We start from the raw sequence: 25,192 nt of genomic DNA, 5'->3' as shown, positions 1-25,192 counted from the left end.
TACCCAGGAGGTGACCGTTTTAAACAGTTCTGAGAGGATCGACAAGGAAGCTGTGGCCAGAGTGGCGCAGGTCCGGGCCGAGGCGAGTAGCCTTGGACAGGTTCTCTATCATCAACGCCGATCTGCGGAAGAGGGCGATTTCCGCCGTGTCGTCTGAGTCGTCGCGGACAAACCCGCTGGCAGCCTTTGGCCAGAACGAGTGGCTGGTCGACGAGCTGTACCAGAAATACCTCCAGGACCCCGAGTCGGTCGACCGGGCCTGGTGGAGCTTCTTTGCCGACTACAGCCCTGATGCAGGGGCCGGCAGAGTCGCTCCCCCGGGTGCGGCGACCGCCGCGTCCGCCCCTCCGACATCCACCGCTTCCTCGACCCCGGCTGCCCCAGCCCGGGCCGCCGCGGCTCCGGCCGCCCCGGCCCCCGTGACGACGACCCCAGCGCCGGCGGCGGCCAAGGCCGCCCCGGCGGACCGATCCAAGCAGGAGACGCAGTTGCCCGCCGGTGCCGAGGAAGTTCGACTACGCGGCGCGGCCGCGAGGACTGCCGCCAACATGGAGGCCAGCCTTGTGGTCCCGACGGCGACCAGCGTGCGCGCGGTCCCGGCGAAGCTGCTGATCGACAACCGGATCGTGATCAACAACCACCTGTCGCGCGGTCGCGGCGGCAAGGTGTCGTTCACGCATCTCATCGGCTACGCGGTGATCAAGGCCCTCAAGGTCCTGCCGGAGATGAACCACTCCTACGCCGAGGTCGACGGCAAGCCGGCGCTGGTCAAGCCCGAGCACGTCAACCTGGGCCTGGCCATCGACGTCGCCAAGAGCGACGGCACCCGTCAGCTCCTGGTCCCGTCGATCAAGGCGACCGAGCAGATGGACTTCCGCCAGTTCTGGGTCGCCTACGAGGACGTGGTGCGCAAGGCCAGGGCGGGCAAGCTGGGGGTCGACGACTTCGCCGGCACCACGATCTCGCTGACCAACCCGGGCACCATCGGCACCGTGCACTCGGTGCCGCGCCTGATGCCGGGGCAGGGCACGATCATCGGCGTCGGCGCGATGGAGTACCCCGCGGAGTACCAGGGCGCCTCCCCCGACACGCTCTCCCGCCTCGCGGTGAGCAAGGTCATGACGATCACCAGCACCTACGACCACCGGATCATCCAGGGCGCCCAGTCCGGCGACTTCCTGCGGCAGGTCCACCGGCTGCTGCTGGGCGAGGACGGCTTCTACGACGAGATCTTCGAGGCCCTCCGGATCCCGTACGAGCCGATCCGCTGGGTCCAGGACATCTCCACCACGCACGACGACGACGTGGCGAAGTCCGCGCGTGTCATAGAGCTGATCCACGCCTTCCGGGTCCGCGGCCACCTGATGGCGGACACCGACCCGCTGGAGTACAAGCAGCGCAAGCACCCCGACCTCGACATCAAGTCGCACGGTCTGACCCTCTGGGACCTGGAGCGCGAGTTCGCCACCGGCGGCTTCGGCGGCCGGCCCCTGATGAAGCTGCGCGACATTCTCGGCGTGCTGCGTGACTCCTACTGCCGAACCATCGGCGTGGAGTACATGCACATGCAGAACCCCGAGGAGCGGGCCTGGATCCAGGCGCGCGTCGAGCGGCCGCACGCCAAGCCCGACCGCACCGAGCAGCTGCGTGTCCTGGAGCGGCTGAACACCGCCGAGGCGTTCGAGACGTTCCTGCAGACGAAGTTCGTGGGGCAGAAGCGCTTCTCGCTGGAGGGCGGCGAGTCGCTGATCCCGCTGCTCGACTCGGTGCTGAGCGCCGCGGCCGAGGAGCGGCTCGACGAGGCCGTGGTCGGCATGGCCCACCGCGGTCGCCTCAACGTGCTGGCCAACATCGTCGGCAAGTCGTACGGGCAGATCTTCGGCGAGTTCGAGGGCAACATCGACCCGCGCAGCGCCCACGGCTCCGGTGACGTGAAGTACCACCTGGGTGCCAGCGGCGACTTCGTCTCGCCCGACGGTTCCAAGCTCAGGACCTCGGTCGTGGCCAACCCCTCCCACCTGGAGACGGTCGACCCGGTCCTGGAGGGCGTGGTCCGCGCCAAGCAGGACCTCCTGGAGCGCGGCGAGGAGGGCTTCACCGTCCTGCCCGTGCTCGTCCACGGCGACGCGGCCTTCGCGGGCCAGGGCGTGGTGGCCGAGACCCTCAACCTGTCGCAGCTGCGCGGCTACCGCACCGGCGGCACCGTGCACATCGTGGTCAACAACCAGGTCGGCTTCACCACCAGCCCGGCCAGCTCGCGTTCCAGCGTGTACGCCACCGACGTGGCCCGGATGATCCAGGCCCCGATCTTCCATGTCAACGGCGACGACCCCGAGGCCGTGGTCCGGGTCGGCCGCCTGGCCTTCGAGTACCGCCAGGTGTTCCGCAAGGACGTCGTGATCGACCTGATCTGCTACCGGCGTCGCGGCCACAACGAGATGGACAACCCGGGCTTCACCCAGCCGCTGATGTACGACCTGATCGACGCCAAGCGCTCCACCCGCAAGCTCTACACCGAGGCGCTGATCGGCCGGGGCGACATCACGGTCGAGGAGGCCGAGGGCGCGCTCCGCGACTACCAGGCCAAGCTGGAGAACGCCTTCACCGAGACCCGCGCGGCGGCCAACGCGTCGACGGACGAGTTCTCCCGCCCGATCGACATGGAGACCATCCCCTGGTCCCACGAGGACGTCAAGACGGCCATCTCCGAGGAGACCGTCAAGCGGATCGTGGAGACCCAGCTCAACATGCCCGAGGGCTTCACCGTCCACCCGCGCCTGCTGCCGGTGCTGCAGCGTCGCGGGCAGATGGTCACCGAGGAGCGCATCGACTGGGGCATGGGCGAGACCCTGGCGTTCGGATCGCTGCTGATCGACGGTCACCCGGTCCGCCTCGTCGGCCAGGACTCCCGGCGCGGCACGTTCACCCAGCGGCACGCCGTGCTGGTCGACCGGGTCACGGGCGAGGAGCACACCCCGCTCAAGGCGTTCAACCAGGGCACCACGAAGTTCTACGTCTACGACTCCCTGCTGAGCGAGTACGCCGCGCTCGGCTTCGAGTACGGCTACAGCGTGGAGCGGCCCGAGGCCCTGGTCGCCTGGGAGGCGCAGTTCGGCGACTTCGTCAACGGCGCTCAGTCGATCATCGACGAGTACCTCACCTCGGGCGAGCAGAAGTGGGGCCAGCGCTCCGGCGTCACCCTGCTGCTGCCGCACGGCTACGAGGGACAGGGCCCCGACCACTCCTCGGCTCGCATCGAGCGCTTCCTGCAGATGTGCGCCCAGGACAACATGACCGTCGCGCAGCCCACGGTGCCGGCCAACTACTTCCACCTGTTGCGCTGGCAGACGCTGTCGAACCGGCACCGCCCGCTGGTGGTGTTCACGCCCAAGTCGCTGCTGCGGCACAAGGCGGCGATCTCGTCGGTCAGCGAGTTCACCTCGGGGTCGTTCCAGCCGGTGCTCGGCGACACCACCGTCGCCCCGGCCGGCGTCCGCAAGGTCGTGCTGGTCTCCGGCAAGCTCTACTACGACCTGGCGGCGGCCCGCGACAAGCAGGGCCGCAACGACGTGGCGATCGTCCGTCTTGAGCGGCTCTACCCGTTCCCCGGCAACCCGCTGGAGGTCGAGCTGAGCCGTTACTCCGCCGACGTCGAGCTGGTGTGGGCGCAGGACGAGCCGCTCAACATGGGTCCGTGGCCGTTCCTGGCGCTCAAGATGGCCGAGAACCCGGGCGTCTTCGGCGGCCGTGCGATCAAGCGGGTCTCCCGCAAGGCCAACTCCTCCCCGGCGACCGGCTCGCACTCGGCCCACGAGGCCGAGCTGCAGCAGATGCTGGGCGAGGTCTTCGTCTAGAAGAAGGGACCGCCGACCGGCGGTCCGCAGTGCAGGCGTCACCACGGAAGTCCCCCGCAGGAACCTCTGCGGGGGACTTCCCCGTTATGGCAAGTGTCACCACGAGGAGAACGATGTACTTCACCGATCGGGGCATCGAGGAGCTCGTCGAGCGTCGTGGCCAGGAGGAGGTCACCATCGGGTGGCTGGCCGAGCGGCTGCGCGAGTTCGTCGACCTGAACCCGGACTTCGAGACTCCGGTGGAACGGCTGGCCACCTGGCTGGCCCGGCTGGACGACGAGGATGATTGAAATAACGCGATATATCTTGACCTCCCGGCTGACGCGACATATCGTGTCATGCACAAGGAGGTCACGAACATGCGGCAGTGGACGATCGAGAAACCAGAGCAGCTCACCTTCGACTCCGTGAGAAAGCTGAACGTGCGCATCGTGGCGGGCAGGCTGGCGGTGCTGGCCGGCGACGGCCCCGCCACGCTTGAGGTCACCGAGGTGGACACCACACCGCTGCTCGTCACTCACGACGACGACGGCACGCTCACCGTCACCTACAAGGACCTGACCTGGGACGGCCTGCTGGGCTGGCTGCGCCCGGGGCGACGCCGGGCGGCGCTGACGCTGACCGCGCCCAAGGGCTGCCCGATCAACGTGGGGGTGGTCTCCGCCTCCGCGGTCGTCTCCGGGTTCGAGGACCGCACCTCGGTCAGGGGCGTCTCGGGTGACATCGTGCTCGACGGGGTGAGCGGGGAGATCAACGCCGACACCGTCTCCGGCGACGTGGAGAGCCGCGACCTGGTCGGCGACCTGTCGTTCAAGAGCGTCTCCGGCGAGCTGACCGTGGCACAGGGCACCCCCCGGCGTCTCAGCGTCACCACCGTCTCCGGCCGGATCACCGCCGACCTGGAGCTCCCGCCGACCGGTCATGTGACGCTGAACAGCGTCACCGGCGACATCGTGCTCAGGCTCCCGCACGCCGTGGACGCCGATGTCAAGATCCGCTCCACCTCGGGCAGGCTCGACACCGCCTTCTCCGAACTCCACCACTCCACCCAGACCGGCGCGAGGTCGCTGACCGGCCGGATCGGCGGCGGCATGGCCTCCCTGACGGCGCACACCGTCTCCGCCGATGTCACCCTGCTGAAGGGAGCCCAAGCATGAGCCCGGTTTTCGGTCATGGAAGGCTCCGGCTCTATCTCCTGAAGCTGCTGGAGGAGAGCCCCCGCCACGGTTACGAGGTGATCCGGCTGCTCCAGGATCGCTTCCTCGGTGTCTACTCCCCCTCGCCCGGCACGATCTACCCGCGCCTGGCCCGTCTGGAGGAGGAGGGGCTGGTCACCCACGAGGTCGTGAACGGCAAGAAGGTCTTCACGATCAGCGACCGGGGCCGCGCCGAGCTCAACGACCGCCTCGACGAGCTCGCCGACCTGGAGCAGGAGATCTCCGACTCGGTCCGCGACATCGCCCGCGAGGTCAAGGAGGACGTGCGCGACACCGTGAAGTCGCTGCGCGAGGAGCTCACCCAGATGGCACGTGACGTGCGCCAGGGCTCCAGGTACGAGGAGAAGCAGGCCAAGCACGACCAGCGCAGGGCCTGGCGCGAGCAGAAGACGGAATGGCAGCGCCAGAAGCACGAGTGGAAGGACGACTGGAAGCGGATCTGGGCCGCCGGCTTCACCGGCGAGGGGTCACACGCCGGCGACGCCCGGCTCGGGCAGATGCTGGCCGAGTTCGCCGAGGAGGTCCACAGGGACGCGTCGAACGCGCAGGTCACCGAGGAGACCCTGGCCACTGCGCAGGACGCCCTGTACGACGCGGCCCGCCGCATCCGCGAAGCGCTCCGGTAACCACCCGTCCTCCCCCGCCGACGCGCGCCGGTCCGCGCCCCCGCCACGCGACGCGCGGACCGGCGGCACCCGGAGCGGCGGCCTTTCCTCAGGCGACGCGCATGGCGCGGGTGAGCCGTTCCTGTGCGCGTGCCGCCCGCCTGGCGTGATAGGCGATCGGCAGATATCTGGCCCGCTCGGGCAGGCGTGGCATCGTCACGGCGACCGCCCTGCCGAGACGGCGCAGCCGCGCCTCGTCCCTGGCGGTCCACGGCAGTTCCAGCTTCCGGCGGACGGCGTCCGGCAGCGTGCCGACCGTGACGAAGTGGTTGAGCCGGCCCGAGGTCGGACCGAGCGGGCGCCACAGTGCCCGCAACGGCCCGCGGAGCAGCGGCGGTGCCCCCACGGTGAGCGTGGTCTCCAGCACGTCGTGCGCCGTCGGATGGTTCTCCAGCGTGTTGTCGACCATGTCGTGGAAGTAGGTCCAGTAGTCGTCGACCGTGGCGGGGAACATCCGCTCGGGGACCCGCAGGATCCGTCCCAGGCGGATGATCTCCTCGTACAGGCGGTGCTCCTCCTGCGGGGTGTACGGCCGCTCGCCGAAGTACCTCGCCATGGTGACGGCGCGCTCGAAGGCGGTCAGGTGCACCCAGGCGTACGGTCCCGCGCTCAGCGCGTGGTAGCTCCTGCCCTGCGCGTCGACACCGCTGATGTCCTTGTGCATCTCACGCAGGCGCTTGCCCTCCTCGATGGCCTGCGGCCCTCCGTACACCCAGGTCTGCAACGAGTTGAGCGAGCGGGTGAGCCGTCCCCACGGGTCGGACCGGTAGACCGACTGCCGGCCGACCGCGGCACCGATCGCCGGGTGCATGACCTGCATGATGAGACCGCCGCCGAGCAGGAACATCAACCGCTGGTCACCCATCCCGTCCCAGAGCAGGTCACCGGGGCCGAACGGTTCGGGATCGCGGCGCGCGTGCTCGCCGTCCCCCGCCTCGGGGAGAGCCGGGACGGCGCTCACCACCGGGCCGCCACGCGTGCCGGGACCGCCGTACGCGGAGGAGCCGGCGGGCAGCCGGCGGACGCGGTGAGGGGGGCGCGCGCGTCGGGGGCGCGGTGCGCGGTTGAGTCGGTCATTCCGGGCCTCCCGGGCGATACATCGCTCACCCGTGTTCTATCACCCGGGAGGCAGAAAAGTAACCCATTACTTACGCGGGGACCGGGAACACATCGGTGCCCGGCCGTGCTCCGCTCCGCCGCGGACCGCGTTCACCCCGGCAGCGTGAAGACGACCTTCCCGAAGAGCTCGCCCTCGTGCATGGCCGCGATGCCCTCGCGGGCCTCGGTCAGCGGGAGGACCCGGTCGATCAGCGGGCGGGTACCCGTCTGCTCCATGAAGCGGGCGAGCCTGCCCAGCTGGTCACGGGTGCCCATGGTGGAGCCGATCACCGAGAGCTGGAGGAAGAAGATGCGGTTCAGCTCGGCCGGCGGGACCACTCCACTGGTCGCGCCTGAGATCACGATCCGTCCACCGGGGCGCAGCGCCTTCAGCGAATGCGCCCAGGTCGCCTGGCCGACGGTCTCCATCACCGCGTCGACCCGCTCGGGCAGCCGGGCACCGTCCTCGAACACCTGGTCGGCGCCCAGCTCCAGGGCCCGCGCCCGCTTCTTCTCCGAGCGGCTGGTCGCCCAGATCCGGTATCCCCCGGCCCGGCCCAGCAGGATCAGCGCGGTGGCCACGCCACCGCCCGCGCCCTGGACCAGCACCGTCGAGCCCGGCTCCAGCCCGGCCTTGTCGAACAGCATGCGGTAGGCGGTCAACCAGGCCGTCGGCAGGCAGGCGGCCTCCTCGAAGCTGAGCGCGGCGGGCTTGGGCACGAGGTTGCGCCTGGGCACGACGACCCGCTCGGCGAAGGTGCCGTCGTACTTCTCCGACAGCAGGGAACGCTTCGGGTCGAGCGTCTCGTCGGCACCGCTACCGATCACCGAGTGCACGATGACCTCGTTACCGTCCTCGTCGTACCCCGCCGCGTCGGTGCCGAGCACCATCGGGAGCTGCTCCGCGCGGATGCCCACGCCTTTCAGGGTGAAAAGGTCGTGGTGGTTGAGCGAGACCGCTCTCACCGTGACGGTGGTCCACCCCTCGGGGACCTGGGGTTCCGGGCGCTCACCGAGGGTGAGACCGGCGAGCGGATTGTCGGGATCGATCTTTGTGGCGGTTACAGCGAACATGGCCGCACCTTACGCTGTCCGCCTGATCACTATTTCAGCGACCGTCCTTTCCACGTGCCGCCGCTCCCCCGAGGCCGCCACGTACACGTCGTCCTGACAGGTCTCGGCGGAGAAGCGGCGTCGCTGCTCGATCACGGAGAGCTCGATCGCCGCGACGTCGCAGCCGGGCACCGGCGCCAGCACGAGCAGTGTCTCCCTGGCTCCGCCGAACCACAGCTGCGGCCCCACCTGCTCGCCGCGGAAGGTCTCCCCCGCCCCGGCCAGCCGCACCGGAGCCCGGGCGTCGAGCACGAGGTAGCCGCCCCTGGTCACCCTGCCGCGCAGGTTGCGCGCCCAGAGCATGCGCTGCTCGAAGGGCATGCCGTCCTTGAGGTCGCGCAGCGCCACGAACCAGGGGTCGAACGCGAACAGCAGCACCTCCCCCTCGGCGGGGCTCATCGGGTGCCAGAGCGTGACCTGCCCGGCCAGCTTCCGGATCATCGGCCTGCCCATCGCCACCCCGGCCGGCCCTCCCGGCGGCACGGTCAGCTGCCGGTACGTGTCGGCCTCCCCGTCGAGCCTGCCCGTCATCGCGGGCCGGACCCCCAGCCTGGCCAGGCCCAGGTCCGCCGGGTAGTCGACCTCCGCCGCCGAGCCGTCGGGGAAGACCACGTTGAGGATCTCCCTGCCGCCCCTGCGACGGGGGCGGGGGTAGAGCACGTTGGAGACCTCCTTGGCGCCGGCCACCGACCGGGTGGGCACCGGCGGCGGGAGCGGCGGGACCGCGCCGGGCTCCCGGCGGGCCAGCAGGACCAGCACCGGCACCACCAGGAGCGCCGCCAGCACCGCGGCACCGATCCAGCGCCGAGGTCCCCGCGGGGACCTCGCCTCGATGATGTCGTATCGGCCACCGGCCACGTCCTGGGCCGCCTCCCGCGAGAAGGTATGGTGCGACTCCATCTTCGGATCCGGGCGATCTCGATACCAGCACGGATCAGAGTCGATACCCGCCGGGGAGGCCGTCACCAGGTCGCGACGTTCACCGGCCCCTCGGGGGCCAGGCGCACCTCGGCGCCGACCAGTTCCCGCGACTCGGCCTCGGCGATCAGGTCGGGCCGGTGGACGTGGGCGTGTGCCCGGCCGCCACCGGGAAGGTCGGCGATCAGGATGCCTCGTTCGGCCGCTCCGTCCCTGCCGTGCGCGACCGTGTATCCGGCGACGGTCGCGGGTCCTTCGTAGGAGTCCACGATCGGCACCGGTTCCGCGACGTACACCGGCGCGGCGTCGCCCAGGGCACCGCCGGGCTCGGTGGACCAGACCGCATAGGTGTGCTTGGTCAGGTGCATGCCGACCCCGGTGACCAGCCCGTGGCCCGGCGCGGCCCGCAGGCGCTCGGCCATCGCCGCCGTGGAGTGCAGGACGTAGTCACTGGCCGGACCCCCCGCGTACGGCAGGCCACCCGTGACGGTCAGCCCTCGCGGGTCGAGCGGGTCGAGCCCTCCTGCCGCGCAGGCGGCGCGGAGCGCGATCGCGAAACAGCTGTAGAGGTCCAGCGCGGACATCTCGTCGAGACCGGTCCCCGCCCGCGCGAAGGCCGCCCGCGCTGCGGCTGCCATGGCCGGCGAGGAGCCGAGCACGGGACGGGCCGCCACCTCCCAGGTGTCCTCGGCGTAGGACCATCCTCGCAGGTAGACGCGCCTGTCTCGGGGGATGCCGAGCCGGTCGGCGAGCCCGTCGCTGACCAGGATCGCGGCGGCGGCCTGGTCCACCTCCATGACCGCGACGGTGCGCCTGGTGTAGGGCCAGCCGACGATGCGGTTGTCCGCGGCCGGGGTGACCAGTTCCGAGGGCTTTCCGACCTCCTGGTACCAGGCGTGCGGATTGGCCGCGGCGATCTCGGTCATCGGGGCCATCATCAGCCCTCGTGCCGCCCGCTCCTCCTCGATGGACTCGCCCGCCGCCGCCCGCCGGGCCGTTTCCATGATCGCGTAGGTATGGACGGGCAGGAACAGCTCGTGAGCCAGCTCGGCCGGGTGCGGGGGCCGCTCCCAGCCGTAGGGCGGCTTGGGATTCGCCGGATGGCTCCACGCCACGCGCTCCCCCGCCCTGCGCAGGGCCCTGCGCGTGGCCAGCGCCTCGGCTCCGGCGACCAGGGCGGCGTCCAGCTCACCCCTGGCGATCATCGAGGCCGCCTCTCCGAGGAGCAGTTGCGGTGCCGTACCGCTCACCTTGGAGTAGGCCCGGTGGCGGGGAGCGGCGCCGAGCCGCTCGGCGAGCCTGGCCGTCGGGTCGTCGTACTGCCAGGACTCGGTGTAGACGACCTGGATCGAGTCGAGGGCGTTCAGCAGACCTGGGGCCCCGGCGTCGGCGGCGGCCTCACGGGCGACGAGTTCCCACAGATCCAACGGCTCAGGCCCCGGCTGGACGCGGACCGTGTGCTGGGCGACGCCGACAAGGCATGGGGTACGGGGATCTCCACTCATGCCGACATCCAACCAGAACATAATTCGGTTTAATAGGCCGGGGGTGCCGGAGTTACCCGAGAAACCTTCGGCAATCGTTGTTACCAATGGTGCCACAGATGCCCACAGAGGCCCCCAACACCCGCAATGACCTGCGAAAATGCCCATTTGTTAAATCATAACAAATCGCTATTTAAATAACGAGATCGCATCGCCTGGAACCATTCAATGCTTTTTCCCGTCAATTCCTCGCCGAGCGCTCGATTCAGTCAGTAACGTTCCGATCGTTTTCCCGGCGAGGAGAGGTCCCGTCTCCACGCCGAGCACGAAAGGAGCTTCATGAATTCCCGAGCACGGCGCCTCACGATCCCCCTCACCGGCGTTCTCATGATCGCCGGAGTGATCGGCGCCACCACAGGCGCCAACGCCGCTCAAGCCCCCAACGATGTGGTCAGTTCCCCGGCCTCTGAGACGGCCACGGAGGCCACCTCCTTCTGGTCGCCCGAGCGCATGCGCAAGGCCACGGACGCCACCGGCGACCTCGATCTGAGCATCAAGGGCGGCAAGGCCTCCGGTGCCGCAGGCCCCGACGGCCCCGGTGGAGCGGTCCCGCCGATCGGCGAGGAGGGCGCCAAGTCCTCCAAGAGCAAGCACGTCAACCTGCCCAACACCGTCGGCCGCGTCTTCTTCACTCTGCCCGGCGCCAACCCGGCGGACCCGAAGAGCTGGAAGTACTGCTCCGGCAGTTCCGTCCAGGGCAAGTACCGCAACGTGGTCGCCACCTCCGCGCACTGCGTCTACGACGTGAAGACCAACCAGTTCTACGACAACTGGATCTTCATCCCGTCCTACTGGGACGGCGACCAGGCGTGGGACGGCAAGAACCCCTACGGCATCTACGCGGCCAAGTGGTTCAACGCGCACGACGACTTCGTGGTGAAGGAGGACTACGACTACGACTACGCCTTCGTCAACGTCCACTCCGGGTTCAAGGTGAACTGGGAGAAGGACAAGGACGGCAAGTGGCACCCGATCATCAAGAAGGTCGGGCGGCTCGGCGACAACGTCGGCGGCCAGGGCTTCGCCTGGAACCAGAAGATCAAGAACACGGTCTTCGCCTTCGGCTACCCGGCCGGACTGCACCCCGACGGCGACAAGCCCTTCTCCGGCCGCACGATGAAGTGGTGCTACGGCAAGACCGGCGCCATGCCGGCCGCGCCGAAGTACAACGTCCAGGAGCACATCGGCTTCAAGTGCGCCTTCACCGCGGGCGCGAGCGGCGGCCCGTGGCTCTACAAGTACAAGAGCTCCAGCCGGACCGGCTACCTGGTCGGCGTCAACAGCATCGCCTGGGACACCGACAAGAACGACCGGTACGACAAGATCTCCTCGCCGTACTTCAACAGCGACACCTACAAGGTCTACAAGGCCGCGGCCAACCGCTGGACCGACTGACCCGCACGACGCGCAGCGTCGCCAGCAGTTCGTGAGGCCGCGCCGGCGACTGGACTGAGGAGAGCGGGGCCGTGAGGCCGCGCCGGGGACTGGACTGAGGAGAGCGGGGTCGTGAGGAACGAACGGCCCTGCTCGACGAGGGAAGGAGCCGGACAAGAGCGGCCTCACCGCGACGCGTTAGCGTCGCCGGCAACTCGTGAGGAACGACGAGGGGCCCGGTCTCAGGATCGGGCCCCTGCTCGTATCGGCGGCCACGGCCCCTCCTCCCCGGAACGTTCCGGAGACGAGGGACACCCACCGTCAGGACAACGACCAGTCTCGGCGTTTCCGCAGTTCACACGCCCAAATGAGCCGTACGAGATCTCTCGATCAAGCAAGGGAAGATCAGACGGGTGGAACAGATTTCCGGTTCCATGAATTTGGTAACGAAATCATATCGGTCCAGACTCTTGCCCGTTTTGTAGCCCTTTACCCCATCTTTGCCGAGTACGGTCACCTCTTGTCTCTTTACGCATGCGTGGATCGCGTCCCGAGTGATCCATGACAAAGAAGGAGCTTCATTGAACCCCCGAGCCAAGCGCCTGATCCTTCCCCTCGGCGGTGCCCTCGCGGCAGCCGCGATGATCGGCGCCTCCCTCCCCGCCACCGCCCAGGCGAGCACCGCCGACCCCGACATCAAGTCGACGGCGCTCACCCCCTCCGGTAACGCGAAGGCCATCGCGGGCTACTGGACCGCCTCGAAGCTGAAGTCGGCGAAGACCTACCTCTCCGACTCCACCGTCTCGGCGAAGCTGAACAAGACCGGCGCCGCCAGGGCGGCCGCCGACGGCAAGCCCGGCGTCGTCGCCCCCACCGGCGAGGGCGGCAAGTCCGCCGGCAAGTCGCGGAACGTGAACCTCCCGATCACCGTCGGCAAGGTCTTCTTCGTCGACAACAAGGGTCAGGAGCGCTGGTGCTCCGGCAGCTCCGTGCAGTCGAAGTACCGCAACCTGGTCGCCACCGCCGGCCACTGCGTCTACGACACCGACACGAACAAGCCGTTCAGTAACTTCGTCTTCATTCCGGGCTACTACCAGGGCAAGGCTCCCTGGGGCATCTACGTCGGCGCCAAGGTCAACACCCACGACGACTTCACGGTCTACGAGGACTACGACTACGACTACGCCTTCGTCAACGTCTACAACGGCATCAAGCAGACCGGTGTCAAGGAGGTGACCGCGCCCACGTACGCGGCCACCAAGGGGCACAAGTACACCGAGGACAAGGAGATCTCCAAGACCGAGTACGAGGCGGGGATCGAGAAGTACGGCGAGAGCGGGCCCTACTGGAAGAAGTCGGCCGACCCCAAGGTCGAGACCGTCGCCAAGCCCGCCGACGCCGAGAAGTACATCGAGGAGTACGTCAAGGACGGCCGGGGAGGCGTCAAGCTGACGGCGGTCGAGGTCGTCGAGAGCGCCTACAAGGCCGCCCCCAACGGCCTGGACAACCATGCCAAGTTCGAGCGCTTCAGCGACGACAAGGGCAAGGTGGCCATCAGCCAGGAGGAGTACCGGGAGCTGGTCAAGCAGAAGGCCGAGGGCAACTTCCTCGGCAAGCTTGAAGCCACCAAGGACGTCAACGGCAACGAGATCGCCTGGTACAAGACCCGGTTCTTCGTGAAGAAATGGGTCAAGACCAGCGTGAAGGAGCTCTACTACTACACGAGATTCTTCGTGGTGCTCCTCGCTGACGCGGGACGCCTCGGCGACAACGTCGGCGGCCAGGGCTTCGCCTGGAACCAGAAGCTGGGCAAGAAGGTCTTCACGTTCGGCTACCCGACCTCGGCCCACCTGGACGGCGACAAGCCGTACTCTGGTCACACCCAGAAGTGGTGCTACGGCACGACCGTCGCCGCGCCCGTCGTCGCGGCCTACAAGGCCGAGGAGCACCAGGCGATCAAGTGCGCCTTCACTCCCGGTGCCAGCGGCGGCCCCTTCCTGTTGCAGTACAAGAACAGCAAGCGGACCGGCTACCTCAACGGTGTGGTGAGCCTGACCGTCGACAGCGACAAGAACGGCCGCTACGACCGCGTCACCACCCCGTACTTCAACGGTGAGACGTACGGCATCTACAAGCACGCGGCCAACCTCTGGACCGGGAAGCTCCCGGCCTAGGACGCAGGCTGTGTGAAGCAGGAAGGGCCCGGTGCACACCGGGCCCTTTCCGCAGCTTCACGGGGTGCTTATACACCCTCGGGCACACTGACCAGATAACGGAGCATGAGCGGATCGGTCCAGCGAACTGCCCAAAACCAAGTTGATCTGGAAAAATCACCCCTTGCATCCCTGGTAGCCCTCCGAAACTCCGGCCCTCCGAAAGGAATCCCCCTCATGTCCTCCCGCGTACGGCGGCTCACGGCCACACTTGGGGCGCTGATCGCCGCCTGTGTGACCATGACGTCGGCGTTCGCCGGGAGCGCCGCGGCGGGTCCGCTGAACACGGTGCCCAGCGGCATCACCTCGATCCCGCTGACCAAGAGCGTCGCCGACATGCGGCGGATCGCGGAGTACTGGAGCCCGGCCAGGCTCAAGCAGGCCATGGACAACGTGCCCGCGACACCCGGGGTGCCCGCGACACCCGGGGGGAAATCCGGCACCACCACCACCTCGCCGTCCCCCACCGCCGGAAACACCGCCACCGGAAGCGCCACGGCCGGAAGCGCCACGGCCGCCGCCGCCGGGGAGGCGGGCGGCACGACGGCCATGACCGAGGAGACCACCACCACCGCGGCCGGCGGCGGGAAGAGCGCCGCCAAGCCCGGGGGGGCCGCGCCGCTGGTCAGGCCCACCCTCCCGAAGAAGCGGGCTCCGGGTTCCGGCGGCTCCCCGCTGACCGTCGGCAAGGTGTTCTTCCGGATCGGCAACAAGGACTACTGGTGTTCCGCCTCCTCGGTGGCGGCGGCCAACCACAACCTGGTCGCGACGGCCGGACACTGCGCCTACGACGCCAAGACGGGCAGTCAGGCCGAGTACTGGATCTTCATCCCCGGCTACGACAAGGGCAACACCCCGTACGGGATCTATGTCGGCCACTCGCTCAACCTGCACGAGGACTTCGTCGGCAGGGGTGACTACGACTACGACTACGCGTTCGTCACCGTGCACGACGGCTTCAGGTGGAAGGCGGGTAAGACCGCCGGCACCTACGAGATGGAGGGTGTCGGAAGCCTGGAGGACAACGTCGGCGGGCAGGGCCTGGCGACCAACCGGGGCACCGGTCTGTTCACCCTCGCCTTCGGCTACCCCGCCGCCCCGCACCCCGACGGCAGCAGGCCCTACGACGGCCAGCGGCTCAAGTCGTGCGACGGGCGCACCGAGAAGGTGCGGGCCCCCGCTCGCCTGGTCGAGCAGGGTATTGCTCTGACCTGCGGATTCACCAACGGTGCGAGCGGTGGCCCCTGGCTGATCTTCTACGACAACAGGACCGCGCTCGGTTACCTCAACGGCGTCAACAGCTTCGCCTGGGACACCGACACCGACCGCAGGTACGACAGGATCTCCTCCCCGTACTTCATCGCGGCGACCTACGCCGCCTATCACTGGGCGGCCACCCAGCAGGCACCCCGAACATAAAGCCGCCTTAAGAGAGGCTTAAGAGAGGCTTAGACGACGTTTGGCCCGGCGATCCCTGCATAGGTTCGTAGCTTGTCGTCCCGCAGTTCCCGGACGTCCGGGAACGTTGCAGCGCAAGGAGCTCGTCTTTTGAAGCACTCTCTTCTTCCCCTCGGTGGCGCCGCAGCCGCCACCGCCCTGCTGGCCACCACCCTGGTCGGCCCCCTGGCGGGCACCGCCCAGGCCGCCCCCGGCTGGGCGACCGACCCGATGGCCGGGAACAACTCCTCGGCGGTCTCGGTCATCAACTTCTGGGCGGCCTCGAACTTCGCCGCCCTCAAGAAGGCGACCGTCTACAACGCGGACCCCGGTGCCCCGAAGATGAAGGTCGGCGGCGGTTTCTCCCCCGACGGCAGTCCCGGCAGCGTCGGCCCGACCGGTTCCCAGAAGCCCACCCCGTCGCTCGCCAAGAACGTCAACCTGCCCAAGACCATCGGCAAGGTGTTCTTCGTCGTCAACGGGCAGTACCGGTGGTGCTCGGCCACCTCGATCCAGGGCAAGTACCGCAACCTGGTCGCCACGGCCGGCCACTGCGTCTACGACCCCGGCAGCAACAGCGACACCCTCGACAAGTGGGTCTTCGTCCCCGGCTACTACCAGGGCAAGACCCCGTGGGGCATCTACGTCGGCAAGTCGGCGTGGACGCACTACGACTTCGCCAACTACGAGGACTACGACAAGGACTACGCCTTCGTCACCGTCTACAACGGAGTCGCCTTCAACGGCGTCAAGCAGGTCACCAAGGCCGAGTACGCGGGGTTCAGCGGTCCCAAGTGGTCGCGCGGCTCGCACTACTACATCCTGCTCTCCAAGGATGTCGGTCGCCTGGGTGACAACGTCGGCGGCCAGGGCTTCACCTGGAACCAGAAGACCGGAAAGCCCGTCTACGTCTTCGGCTACCCCGCCGCTCCGCACCCCGACGGCGACAGGCCCTACAGCGGCGTGACCCCCAAGTACCTGTACGGCAAGACGTCGGGCAAGGAGTACGTCTCCGCGGCGGAGAAGGTCGAGGAGCACGTCGGCCTCAAGGGCGCCTTCACTCCGGGCGCCGACGGCGGCCCGTGGTTGACGCAGTACAGCAGCGCCAGGCGTCTCGGCTACGTCAACGGTGTCACCAGCCTCTTCGGCGACCAGGACCAGAACGACCGCTACGACCTGATCACCTCGCCGTACTTCGACGGTGAGACCGCCGAGATCTACCGCAAGGCCGCCAACGTGTGGTCCGGCAGGATCGTCGGTCCGAACGGCGAGCTCTACAAGTAGCTCGCGCACCTTCGAAGTTCCTGAACCACCAGCGGGACCCGGCGCCACGCGCCGGGTCCCGCCCCCGTTTCCGGGGCGGGAAGGGCCCGGTTCGGGGAGCCGGAAGCCGGGCCGCGAGGTGGCGCGAAAGCCGGATCGGACCTTGAGGGGGGCGTTAGACGTGTCCGCGACGGAATCGGTGCCATCAACTTGATGTGATCTGCATCACATAGCGATGGTTGCTCATGGTAAGCGGGCACTCACGCCACACTTGTCACTTTCATCCCAACATCATGTCTAGCTGCGCAAACACCTTGAGCAAGTTTTGGTTACAGCATCGACAGCAAAGCCACTTAAACATCACGAAATGGTCTCGACGCTCCAGACCCGCCTCTTCCCTGTCAAAGCGGCTTCCGGTGTTCAAGATCGGCGCTGTATGTTTCTGGCATTCCCTTTACTGACGCATGGGACGCAAGAAGCGTTCCACATCAGACCAAGGAGTTCCCTTGAAGCGCATCCTCCTCCCCGCCGGTGGCGCCATTCTGGCCACCGGTCTGCTGGCCGCTGGTCTGGCCGGCACCGCCAACGCTGCTCCGGACTGGGCCTACGACACCATGGCCAAGGACGCCCCCTCGGCGCTCGCGGTCGCGAAGTTCTGGCTCGGCGCCAACGAGCACACCAACAACCTGGCCAAGGCGACTCCCTACACCTGGGAGACCAAGGCCACGGCGAAGCTGAACGCCAGCGGCGGCTACACCCCCGACGGCAAGCCCGGTGTTGTTGCCCCGATCGGCGAAGAGAAGAAGACCGCCGCCAAGGTCAAGAACATCAACCTGCCCAAGACCATCGGCAAGGTGTTCTTCGTCGACTCCGAGGGCGACCTGAAGTGGTGCTCGGCCACCTCGATCCAGGGCAAGTACCGCAACCTGGTCGCGACCGCCGGTCACTGCGTCTACGACGACAGCAAGAACGCCAGCGTCATGGACAACTGGGTCTTCGTCCCCGGCTACTACCAGGGCAAGACCCCGTACGGCATCTACGTCGGTAAGACCGCCTTCACCCACTACGACTACTCCGTCTACAACGACCGCGACCGCGACTACGCGTTCGTGACCGTCTACAACGGTGTGCAGATCGGTGGCGGCAAGGCCACCCAGGTGACCGGCAAGGAGTACGCCGCTCACGAGGGTGCCAAGTTCGTCCAGGAGAAGGCCATCACCGCCGACGAGTACACCGCCGGCGTTGAGAAGTACGGTGAGAACGGCCCGTTCAAGTCCAAGGCTGTCGACCCCAAGGTCGAGACGGTTGCCAAGCCGGCCGAGGTCAACTCGGTCGAGACCGTGAAGCCGTACCTGACCGACGAGGGCAAGGGCGGCGTCAAGCTGGTCGGCGCCGAGGTCACCAAGTCGGTCTACGCGGCCGCGCCTGACAACTACGACAACAACGCGAAGTTCCTTGGCCTGAGCCAGGTCGTCGACATCAGCCTCGAGGAGTACAAGCAGCTCCAGGCTGACAAGGCCGAGGGCAAGTTCCTCGGCGAGCTGCTCGAGGTCAAGAAGGACGGCCAGGTCATCGGCTGGACCAAGCAGCGCTTCTTCCTGAAGAAGTGGGTCAAGGCGACCGCTCAGACCAAGTACTGGGTCGAGACCTACTTCATCGTCGACGGCTTCATCAAGGACGTCGGCCGCCTGGGCGACAACGTCGGTGGCCAGGGCTTCACCTGGAACCAGAAGCCGCAGCAGACGGTGTTCGTGTTCGGCTACCCGGCCGACGCGCACCCCGACGGCAACAAGGCCTACACCGGCGTTACGCCGAAGTGGACCTACGGCAAGACCTCCGGCAAGACCTACGTGTCGGCCGCTCACAAGGTCGAGGAGCACATCGGCCTGAAGAGCTCCTTCACCCCCGGCGCCGACGGTGGCCCCTGGCTCGCCAAGTACAGCAACGCCAAGCGTCTCGGCTACGTCAACGGTGTCACCAGCCTCTTCGGTGACCAGGACAACAACGGCCGCTACGACCTGATCACCTCGCCGTACTTCGACGGTGAGACCCAGACGGTCTACAGCAAGGCCGCCAACGTGTGGTCCGGCTCGATCTACAAGTAGTAGTAGCTGCTTGAGATCACCCGAGCCTGAGCGTCCAAACCTCAAGGCTCACCTGCTCCACCAGCTTCACCCGAAGGGGTCCGGCACCAGCCGGGCCCCTTCGGCCATTCCCACCGGGGTCGTGGAAGCGAACACCGGCTTCACATAGATACCGAAGGGCCCGGCACATGCCGGGCCCTTCGACGTTGTGGCGCCGCAGGCAGGGAAGCTCGGCAACCGGCCGATGAGGATCCGGCCCTCGGCCCGACTGTCCGTTCCGGCAAGGAGCTCGGCGACGCCCGAGGCCGGAGATCCCGCGATCGCCTCCCTTCGACGCCGTGGAGTTACCGATGAGCCGCCGTGGCCTGCTGCTGTTCCTCACGACATCTGTGCTGTGGGGGGGTGCCGTACCTCCTGATCAACGTGGCGCTGGAGGGCATGGGGCCGGTGAGCGTGGTGACGGGACGCGTCGCGCTGGGGGCGCTGGTCCTGCTGCCGCCGGCGTGGCGGCGCGGCCTGCCCCGGCTCCTGCGCGAGCGATGGCGTCTGCTGCTGTTGCCGGCCATGGTGGAGGTGGCGGCGCCGGTCACGCTCATCGCGGTGGGCGAGCGCACGGTGTCTTCCGGACTTGCCGGGGTACTGATCGCCACGGAGCCGCTGTTCATCCTGGCGCTGGGCCTGTTCTGGGGAAAGCGCGAGCGGCCGGCGCGCGGAGCCTGGGCCGGTGTGGCGCTCGGCTTCCTCGGTGTCGTTGTTCTGCTCGGCGTGGCCGGCGCCGGCGCCGTACTGGTGCTCGCCGCCCCCGCAGCGGCACCTCCTCAGGGGACATCGCTGCGGCCACAAGGTCCTCGGCCGCCAAGCCGGCCGCAAGAACCGCTCAAAAGTCGGCTACAGCCAATGGCCGCACGCCTGCAACCACCGCCGAGGGCACACGGCGCTCGCAGGCAAGCCACCCGCCGGCCGTGTTCCCAACCTCGCGGGGCGATACACCTGGCCCGCGAGCCGCCTCAGCCGCGCGACGCCACGTGAGCCACCAGAAGGGAAGGAGCCTCCCGCAGGGGCTTTCTTTCCCCACCCCGGCGGGGAGCCCGGCAGCAAAAGGATCAAGCCTCTGCGAGAGGCTCTCGTGCGTTCCTGGCATCCGCCCCGCGTGCCGCTCGACCCTCCGGACCCCCGCATCCCGAATCGCCGGCCCGTTAGACGTGTCTCTCGCGGAATCGGTGCCATCAACTTGATGTGATCTGAGTCACATTCAACCGGTAACCGAACGTACCGCTCCACTCACGCCACATCGGCAACTTTCACAACAACCCCATGTCTATCTGCGTAAACATGGCGCTCAACCCCCAACTTCAACAACAGCTTCAGGGGTGCCTAAACATCACAAAACAGCATCGACGCGATCAAGGACCTCTTTGATCCTCAAAGCGGCTTCCGGTGTTCAAGATCGGCGCTGTATGTTTCTGGCATTCCCTTTACTGACGCATGGGACGCAAGAAGCGTTCCACATCAGACCAAGGAGTTCCCTTGAAGCGCATCCTCCTCCCCGCCGGTGGCGCCATTCTGGCCACCGGTCTGCTGGCCGCTGGTCTGGCCGGCACCGCCAACGCTGCTCCGGACTGGGCCTACGACACCATGGCCAAGGACGCCCCCTCGGCGCTCGCGGTCGCGAAGTTCTGGCTCGGCGCCAACGAGCACACCAACAACCTGGCCAAGGCGACTCCCTACACCTGGGAGACCAAGGCCACGGCGAAGCTGAACGCCAGCGGCGGCTACACCCCCGACGGCAAGCCCGGTGTTGTTGCCCCGATCGGCGAAGAGAAGAAGACCGCCGCCAAGGTCAAGAACATCAACCTGCCCAAGACCATCGGCAAGGTGTTCTTCGTCGACTCCGAGGGCGACCTGAAGTGGTGCTCGGCCACCTCGATCCAGGGCAAGTACCGCAACCTGGTCGCGACCGCCGGTCACTGCGTCTACGACGACAGCAAGAACGCCAGCGTCATGGACAACTGGGTCTTCGTCCCCGGCTACTACCAGGGCAAGACCCCGTACGGCATCTACGTCGGTAAGACCGCCTTCACCCACTACGACTACTCCGTCTACAACGACCGCGACCGCGACTACGCGTTCGTGACCGTCTACAACGGTGTGCAGATCGGTGGCGGCAAGGCCACCCAGGTGACCGGCAAGGAGTACGCCGCTCACGAGGGTGCCAAGTTCGTCCAGGAGAAGGCCATCACCGCCGACGAGTACACCGCCGGCGTTGAGAAGTACGGTGAGAACGGCCCGTTCAAGTCCAAGGCTGTCGACCCCAAGGTCGAGACGGTTGCCAAGCCGGCCGAGGTCAACTCGGTCGAGACCGTGAAGCCGTACCTGACCGACGAGGGCAAGGGCGGCGTCAAGCTGGTCGGCGCCGAGGTCACCAAGTCGGTCTACGCGGCCGCGCCTGACAACTACGACAACAACGCGAAGTTCCTTGGCCTGAGCCAGGTCGTCGACATCAGCCTCGAGGAGTACAAGCAGCTCCAGGCTGACAAGGCCGAGGGCAAGTTCCTCGGCGAGCTGCTCGAGGTCAAGAAGGACGGCCAGGTCATCGGCTGGACCAAGCAGCGCTTCTTCCTGAAGAAGTGGGTCAAGGCGACCGCTCAGACCAAGTACTGGGTCGAGACCTACTTCATCGTCGACGGCTTCATCAAGGACGTCGGCCGCCTGGGCGACAACGTCGGTGGCCAGGGCTTCACCTGGAACCAGAAGCCGCAGCAGACGGTGTTCGTGTTCGGCTACCCGGCCGACGCGCACCCCGACGGCAACAAGGCCTACACCGGCGTTACGCCGAAGTGGACCTACGGCAAGACCTCCGGCAAGACCTACGTGTCGGCCGCTCACAAGGTCGAGGAGCACATCGGCCTGAAGAGCTCCTTCACCCCCGGCGCCGACGGTGGCCCCTGGCTCGCCAAGTACAGCAACGCCAAGCGTCTCGGCTACGTCAACGGTGTCACCAGCCTCTTCGGTGACCAGGACAACAACGGCCGCTACGACCTGATCACCTCGCCGTACTTCGACGGTGAGACCCAGACGGTCTACAGCAAGGCCGCCAACGTGTGGTCCGGCTCGATCTACAAGTAGTAGTAGCTGCTTGAGATCACCCGAGCCTGAGCGTCCAAACCTCAAGGCTCACCTGCTCCACCAGCTTCACCCGAAGGGGTCCGGCACCAGCCGGGCCCCTTCGGCCATTCCCACCGGATTCTCACCGGTGCAGGCTCCTCGCCCCGTTTTCCCCCGCGATGAAGACCCCGGCCTCCGCCGCAGGGCCGTGAGAGCGAGTCCTGGCGGCAGCGCCGCTCCCTTTCCAAGGCCGGGCAGGCCGACAGCGTGCGTGATCCACTCGTACACGCGTACCGGCCCTGTGAGCACAGGTACTTTCCGTAACGCGACGCGCGACGGATACCGGCGTCCCTGGAGACCAGGAACGCCCCCCGCCGGTCGGGCGAGGGGCGTTCGGTCGTGCGCCTGGTGGGCGTGATCGTACTTCGGCCGGATGGCGAGTTCGCCTGCCGCGCCGCCTGGGCTGTCGCGATCTAGAGACGGGCGACCCCGTCGGCACGGGCCTGCTCGGAGACGGCGGCGACGACCGCCGGGGCGACGCGCTCGTCGAACGGGCTGGGGATCACGTAGTCGGCCGACAGATCGTCGTCCCCGACCACCCCGGCCAGCGCCTCGGCGGCGGCGACCTTCATGTTCTCGGTGATCGTGGTGGCGCGGACGTCGAGCGCCCCGCGGAAGACGCCGGGGAAGGCCAGCACGTTGTTGATCTGGTTGGGGAAGTCGGAACGGCCGGTCGCGACCACCTGCGCGTACTTGCGCGCGACCTCCGGCCGCACCTCGGGCGTCGGGTTGGACAGCGCGAAGACGATCGAACCGGAGGCCATCGACGCGATGGCCTCCTCCGAGACCGTCGAGCCGGACAGCCCGATGAACACGTCGGCCCCGGCCAGCGCCTGCTCGGTGGAACCGTGCAGGCCCGCCCTGTTGCTGTCGCGCGCCAGGGCCTCCTTCACCGGGTTGAGCCCGTCGCGGCCCTGGTGGATGACGCCCTTGGAGTCGGCCACCGCGATGTCACCGATGCCCGCGTTGAGCAGGATCCGGCTGACCGCGATCCCGGAGGCACCGGCACCGGCGACCACGGCCCGCAGATCGCCCAGCGAGCGACCGGTCAGCCGCGCCGCGTTCTTCAGCGCGGCCAGCGCGACGATCGCGGTGCCGTGCTGGTCGTCGTGGAAGACGGGGATGTCGAGGATCTCGCGGAGACGCGCCTCGACCTCGAAACAGCGGGGGGCGCTGATGTCCTCAAGGTTGATCCCCCCGAAGGAGGGGGCGAGCCGGACGACCGTCTCGACCAGTTCGTCCACGTCGGTGCAGTCCAGGCAGATGGGCACCGCGTCGACATTCGCGAACTGCTTGAACAGCAGGGCCTTGCCCTCCATGACCGGCATGGCGGCGGCAGGCCCGATGTCTCCGAGACCGAGCACCGCGGTGCCGTCGGAGACGACGGCGACCACGTTGGAGATCCAGGTGTAGTCCTTGGCGAGCTCGGGCTTCTCGGCGATCGCGCTGCAGACTCTGGCCACGCCAGGTGTGTAGGCGAGTGCCAGGTCGTCGGCGTTGCGGACCGGGACCGTGGAGCGGACCTCCAGCTTGCCCCCGCGGTGCAGGGCGAAGGCCGGATCCAGATCCAGGGCTTCGAGAGCTTCGAGAGAGATGGAAGATGGCATGGTGGCCACAGCGACCCCTGTAGTTCAGTCAGGCAGACGGATAGTTCCTTCTGAGACGGCCGCGGGAAGCCTGTCCCCGGCTTCTGTAGCCGCTCGGGGCCTACTTCACTGAGCACGGTCGCCTGGAGGGTTCGGGGGTCACCCGTCGCTCGATTGTGCCACATGTTGAGACTGTCACCACGGGCAGGTACCTCATACTTTCGTCGTCCCGGTGTTAACCTCACCACACCGTGTAATACTCGAAGTCCATGCCACCTCTTACATTGACGGATCCCCAGATGGACCTGACCTCCTACGCGGAGCTGGCCGTACTACTGATCAACAGCCCCGACCGACTGACCGGTCTCGAAGGGCTGCGCGCGCTCCTGGAAGAGGGCGGTCGCTACCGGCCCGGCTGCCGCATCACCAGAAGCGACCTGGAAGCCCTGCGCGACCTGCGCGAAGAGCTGATGGTCGTGTTCGAGACCGCCGAGGCGGGCGACGAGGAGGCGGTGGTCGACCGGCTCAACTCGCTACTGATCCACCACCCGGTCCAGCCACAGATCTCCGGGCACGACGGCGAGCGCTGGCATCTGCACCTCACCGAGGGTGGCCGGATGGCCGACCAGTACGCCGTGGGAGCGGTGATGGGACTCGCCACCATGATCACCGATCTCGGCGTCGACCGGCTCGGCCTCTGCCAGGCGCCGCCCTGCCGCAGGGCCTACCTCGACACCTCCTCCAACCGGTCGCGCCGGTACTGCTCGGAGCGGTGCGCCAGCCGTGCCAACGTCGCCGCCTACCGGGCCCGCCAGAAGGTCGGCCAGTAGCGCAGCACCACCCGGCCGACGATCGACGACGGAGGCAGCGCGCCGAAGTCCCAGCTGTCGCGCCTGCCTGAAGCGCGCTGGTTGTCGCTCTCCAGCCACCAGCCGCCGTCCGCCTCCCAGACCGCACGTTTGACGATGAGCACGGCGGGGTCGGAGGGCAGCCGGGCGACGACCAGATCCCCGGGCCTCACCACCGCTCCGCGCCGTACCCAGAGCCAGTCACCGGACCGCAGCGCGGGCAGCATCGAGTCCCCTGCGACACGTACTCTCATCGAGCGTAACCCCCTCCCACACGGGCATTCGGAGACGAGTAAGGTCGTTAACCGGACCATTCTGAACATGGCATCAAGGAAGGATTTCCGATGCTCGCACGACTTCTGCGCCCCAGGCACATCGCGTCGGCGCACTGCGACCTGCCCTGCGGCGTTTACGACCCGGCCCAGGCCCGCATTGAGGCCGAGTCCGTCAAGGCCATCATGGAGAAGTACGCCGGAAACGAGGACCCGGTGTTCCGCTCCCGTGCGCTCTCCATCAAGGAGGAGCGGGCCGAGCTGGTCAAGCACCACCTGTGGGTGCTGTGGACCGACTACTTCAAGCCCCCGCACCTGGAGACCTACCCGCAGCTGCACCAGCTGTTCTGGGAGGCCACCAAGCTCGCGGGCGCGGCCGGCGGCAAGGGCACCGTCGACGTCGCCAAGGCCGACGAGCTGCTGGGCAAGATCGACGAGATCTCCAAGATCTTCTGGGAGACCAAGGCCGCCTAAAATCCTCACGACCAACCCGTGAGGAAGCGCCGACGACTGGACCGAGGAGAACGGGCCGTGAGGCCGC

Annotated in this window: 19 protein-coding genes; 13 read left to right on the top strand and 6 right to left on the bottom strand. The window is 67.6% G+C overall.

The genetic code is table 11. The annotated features are described in order from the left end of the window. Nucleotides 1–146 precede the first annotated feature (146 nt). From ABT061_RS08960 to ABT061_RS08945, 4 genes are all read left to right on the top strand, one after another. Nucleotides 147–3,854, top strand: a complete 3,708-nt coding sequence (locus tag ABT061_RS08960) for a multifunctional oxoglutarate decarboxylase/oxoglutarate dehydrogenase thiamine pyrophosphate-binding subunit/dihydrolipoyllysine-residue succinyltransferase subunit (RefSeq protein WP_350914323.1) — start codon at nucleotides 147–149, stop codon at nucleotides 3,852–3,854. A gap of 113 nt (nucleotides 3,855–3,967) precedes the next feature. Then, nucleotides 3,968–4,144 carry a DUF6104 family protein gene (locus ABT061_RS08955; protein ID WP_169750152.1) on the top strand — a complete coding sequence of 59 codons (177 nt, stop codon included), beginning with the start codon at nucleotides 3,968–3,970 and terminating at the stop codon, nucleotides 4,142–4,144. Nucleotides 4,145–4,213: 69 nt separating this feature from the next. After that, entirely contained in the window at nucleotides 4,214–5,011 is a 798-nt protein-coding gene (locus ABT061_RS08950) for a DUF4097 family beta strand repeat-containing protein (protein WP_350914321.1), read from the top strand. Beyond that, nucleotides 5,008–5,697 carry a PadR family transcriptional regulator gene (locus ABT061_RS08945; protein WP_350914319.1) on the top strand — a complete coding sequence of 230 codons (690 nt, stop codon included), beginning with the start codon at nucleotides 5,008–5,010 and terminating at the stop codon, nucleotides 5,695–5,697. Before ABT061_RS08950 ends, ABT061_RS08945 begins: the two co-directional genes overlap by 4 nt. Nucleotides 5,698–5,785: 88 nt before the next feature. Here the strand turns inward: ABT061_RS08945 and ABT061_RS08940 are convergent, their stop codons facing one another. From ABT061_RS08940 to ABT061_RS08925, 4 genes are all read right to left on the bottom strand, one after another. Further along, entirely contained in the window at nucleotides 5,786–6,697 is a 912-nt protein-coding gene (locus tag ABT061_RS08940; RefSeq protein WP_350914316.1) for an oxygenase MpaB family protein, read from the bottom strand. Between the two features lie 248 nt (nucleotides 6,698–6,945). Beyond that, nucleotides 6,946–7,908 carry a zinc-binding dehydrogenase gene (locus tag ABT061_RS08935; RefSeq protein WP_350914313.1) on the bottom strand — a complete coding sequence of 321 codons (963 nt, stop codon included), beginning with the start codon at nucleotides 7,906–7,908 and terminating at the stop codon, nucleotides 6,946–6,948. Nucleotides 7,909–7,917: 9 nt separating this feature from the next. Then, nucleotides 7,918–8,847, bottom strand: coding sequence for a hypothetical protein (locus ABT061_RS08930; protein WP_350914310.1), 930 nt, complete (start codon nucleotides 8,845–8,847; stop codon nucleotides 7,918–7,920). 62 nt (nucleotides 8,848–8,909) lie between these two features. After that, nucleotides 8,910–10,370 (bottom strand): TLP1 C-terminal extension domain-containing protein, encoded by a 1,461-nt coding sequence (locus ABT061_RS08925; RefSeq protein ID WP_350914308.1) that lies wholly within the window; start codon nucleotides 10,368–10,370, stop codon nucleotides 8,910–8,912. Nucleotides 10,371–10,688: 318 nt separating this feature from the next. Between ABT061_RS08925 and ABT061_RS08920 the strand changes: the two genes are divergently transcribed. The 7 genes from ABT061_RS08920 (at nucleotide 10,689) to ABT061_RS08885 (ending at nucleotide 21,906) form a co-directional block, all read left to right on the top strand. Next, complete coding sequence (locus tag ABT061_RS08920) at nucleotides 10,689–11,804, top strand: trypsin-like serine peptidase (protein ID WP_350914305.1); 1,116 nt, start codon at nucleotides 10,689–10,691, stop codon at nucleotides 11,802–11,804. Between the two features lie 560 nt (nucleotides 11,805–12,364). Continuing rightward, nucleotides 12,365–13,957 (top strand): trypsin-like serine peptidase, encoded by a 1,593-nt coding sequence (locus ABT061_RS08915; RefSeq protein WP_350914302.1) that lies wholly within the window; start codon nucleotides 12,365–12,367, stop codon nucleotides 13,955–13,957. Between the two features lie 216 nt (nucleotides 13,958–14,173). Further along, entirely contained in the window at nucleotides 14,174–15,415 is a 1,242-nt protein-coding gene (locus ABT061_RS08910; protein WP_350914299.1) for a trypsin-like serine peptidase, read from the top strand. Between the two features lie 129 nt (nucleotides 15,416–15,544). Further along, nucleotides 15,545–16,717 carry a trypsin-like serine peptidase gene (locus tag ABT061_RS08905; protein ID WP_350914296.1) on the top strand — a complete coding sequence of 391 codons (1,173 nt, stop codon included), beginning with the start codon at nucleotides 15,545–15,547 and terminating at the stop codon, nucleotides 16,715–16,717. A 485-nt stretch (nucleotides 16,718–17,202) separates the two neighbouring features. Continuing rightward, entirely contained in the window at nucleotides 17,203–18,801 is a 1,599-nt protein-coding gene (locus ABT061_RS08900) for a trypsin-like serine peptidase (protein ID WP_350914293.1), read from the top strand. A 381-nt stretch (nucleotides 18,802–19,182) separates the two neighbouring features. Beyond that, entirely contained in the window at nucleotides 19,183–19,809 is a 627-nt protein-coding gene (locus ABT061_RS48360) for a DMT family transporter (protein WP_502991395.1), read from the top strand. 498 nt (nucleotides 19,810–20,307) lie between these two features. Beyond that, nucleotides 20,308–21,906: a trypsin-like serine peptidase gene (locus ABT061_RS08885; RefSeq protein ID WP_350914293.1), complete on the top strand. Its 1,599-nt coding sequence runs from the start codon at nucleotides 20,308–20,310 to the stop codon at nucleotides 21,904–21,906. A 452-nt stretch (nucleotides 21,907–22,358) separates the two neighbouring features. On the opposite strand, the gene ABT061_RS08880 is transcribed toward ABT061_RS08885, so the two are convergent. Further along, on the bottom strand, nucleotides 22,359–23,552 hold the full coding sequence (locus ABT061_RS08880; protein WP_350914290.1) for an NAD(P)-dependent malic enzyme: 1,194 nt from the start codon (nucleotides 23,550–23,552) through the stop codon (nucleotides 22,359–22,361). Nucleotides 23,553–23,830: 278 nt separating this feature from the next. Here ABT061_RS08880 and ABT061_RS08875 point away from each other — a divergent pair, with 278 nt between their 5' ends. Beyond that, complete coding sequence (locus ABT061_RS08875) at nucleotides 23,831–24,361, top strand: CGNR zinc finger domain-containing protein (protein WP_030924825.1); 531 nt, start codon at nucleotides 23,831–23,833, stop codon at nucleotides 24,359–24,361. Here ABT061_RS08875 and ABT061_RS08870 read toward each other — a convergent pair. Beyond that, nucleotides 24,331–24,633, bottom strand: coding sequence for a S24 family peptidase (locus tag ABT061_RS08870; RefSeq protein WP_350914288.1), 303 nt, complete (start codon nucleotides 24,631–24,633; stop codon nucleotides 24,331–24,333). The genes ABT061_RS08875 and ABT061_RS08870 overlap by 31 nt on opposite strands. A gap of 90 nt (nucleotides 24,634–24,723) precedes the next feature. Between ABT061_RS08870 and sodN the strand changes: the two genes are divergently transcribed. After that, nucleotides 24,724–25,125, top strand: coding sequence for a superoxide dismutase, Ni (sodN, locus tag ABT061_RS08865; protein WP_350914286.1), 402 nt, complete (start codon nucleotides 24,724–24,726; stop codon nucleotides 25,123–25,125). Nucleotides 25,126–25,192: the final 67 nt, after the last annotated feature.

Origin of the sequence: Streptosporangium sp. NPDC002544, from assembly GCF_040295965.1 — a bacterium.
Classification (GTDB): domain Bacteria; phylum Actinomycetota; class Actinomycetes; order Streptosporangiales; family Streptosporangiaceae; genus Streptosporangium.
The sequence above is the reverse complement of the archived record's forward strand: the minus strand, read 5'-3'. Positions and strand labels throughout refer to the sequence as shown.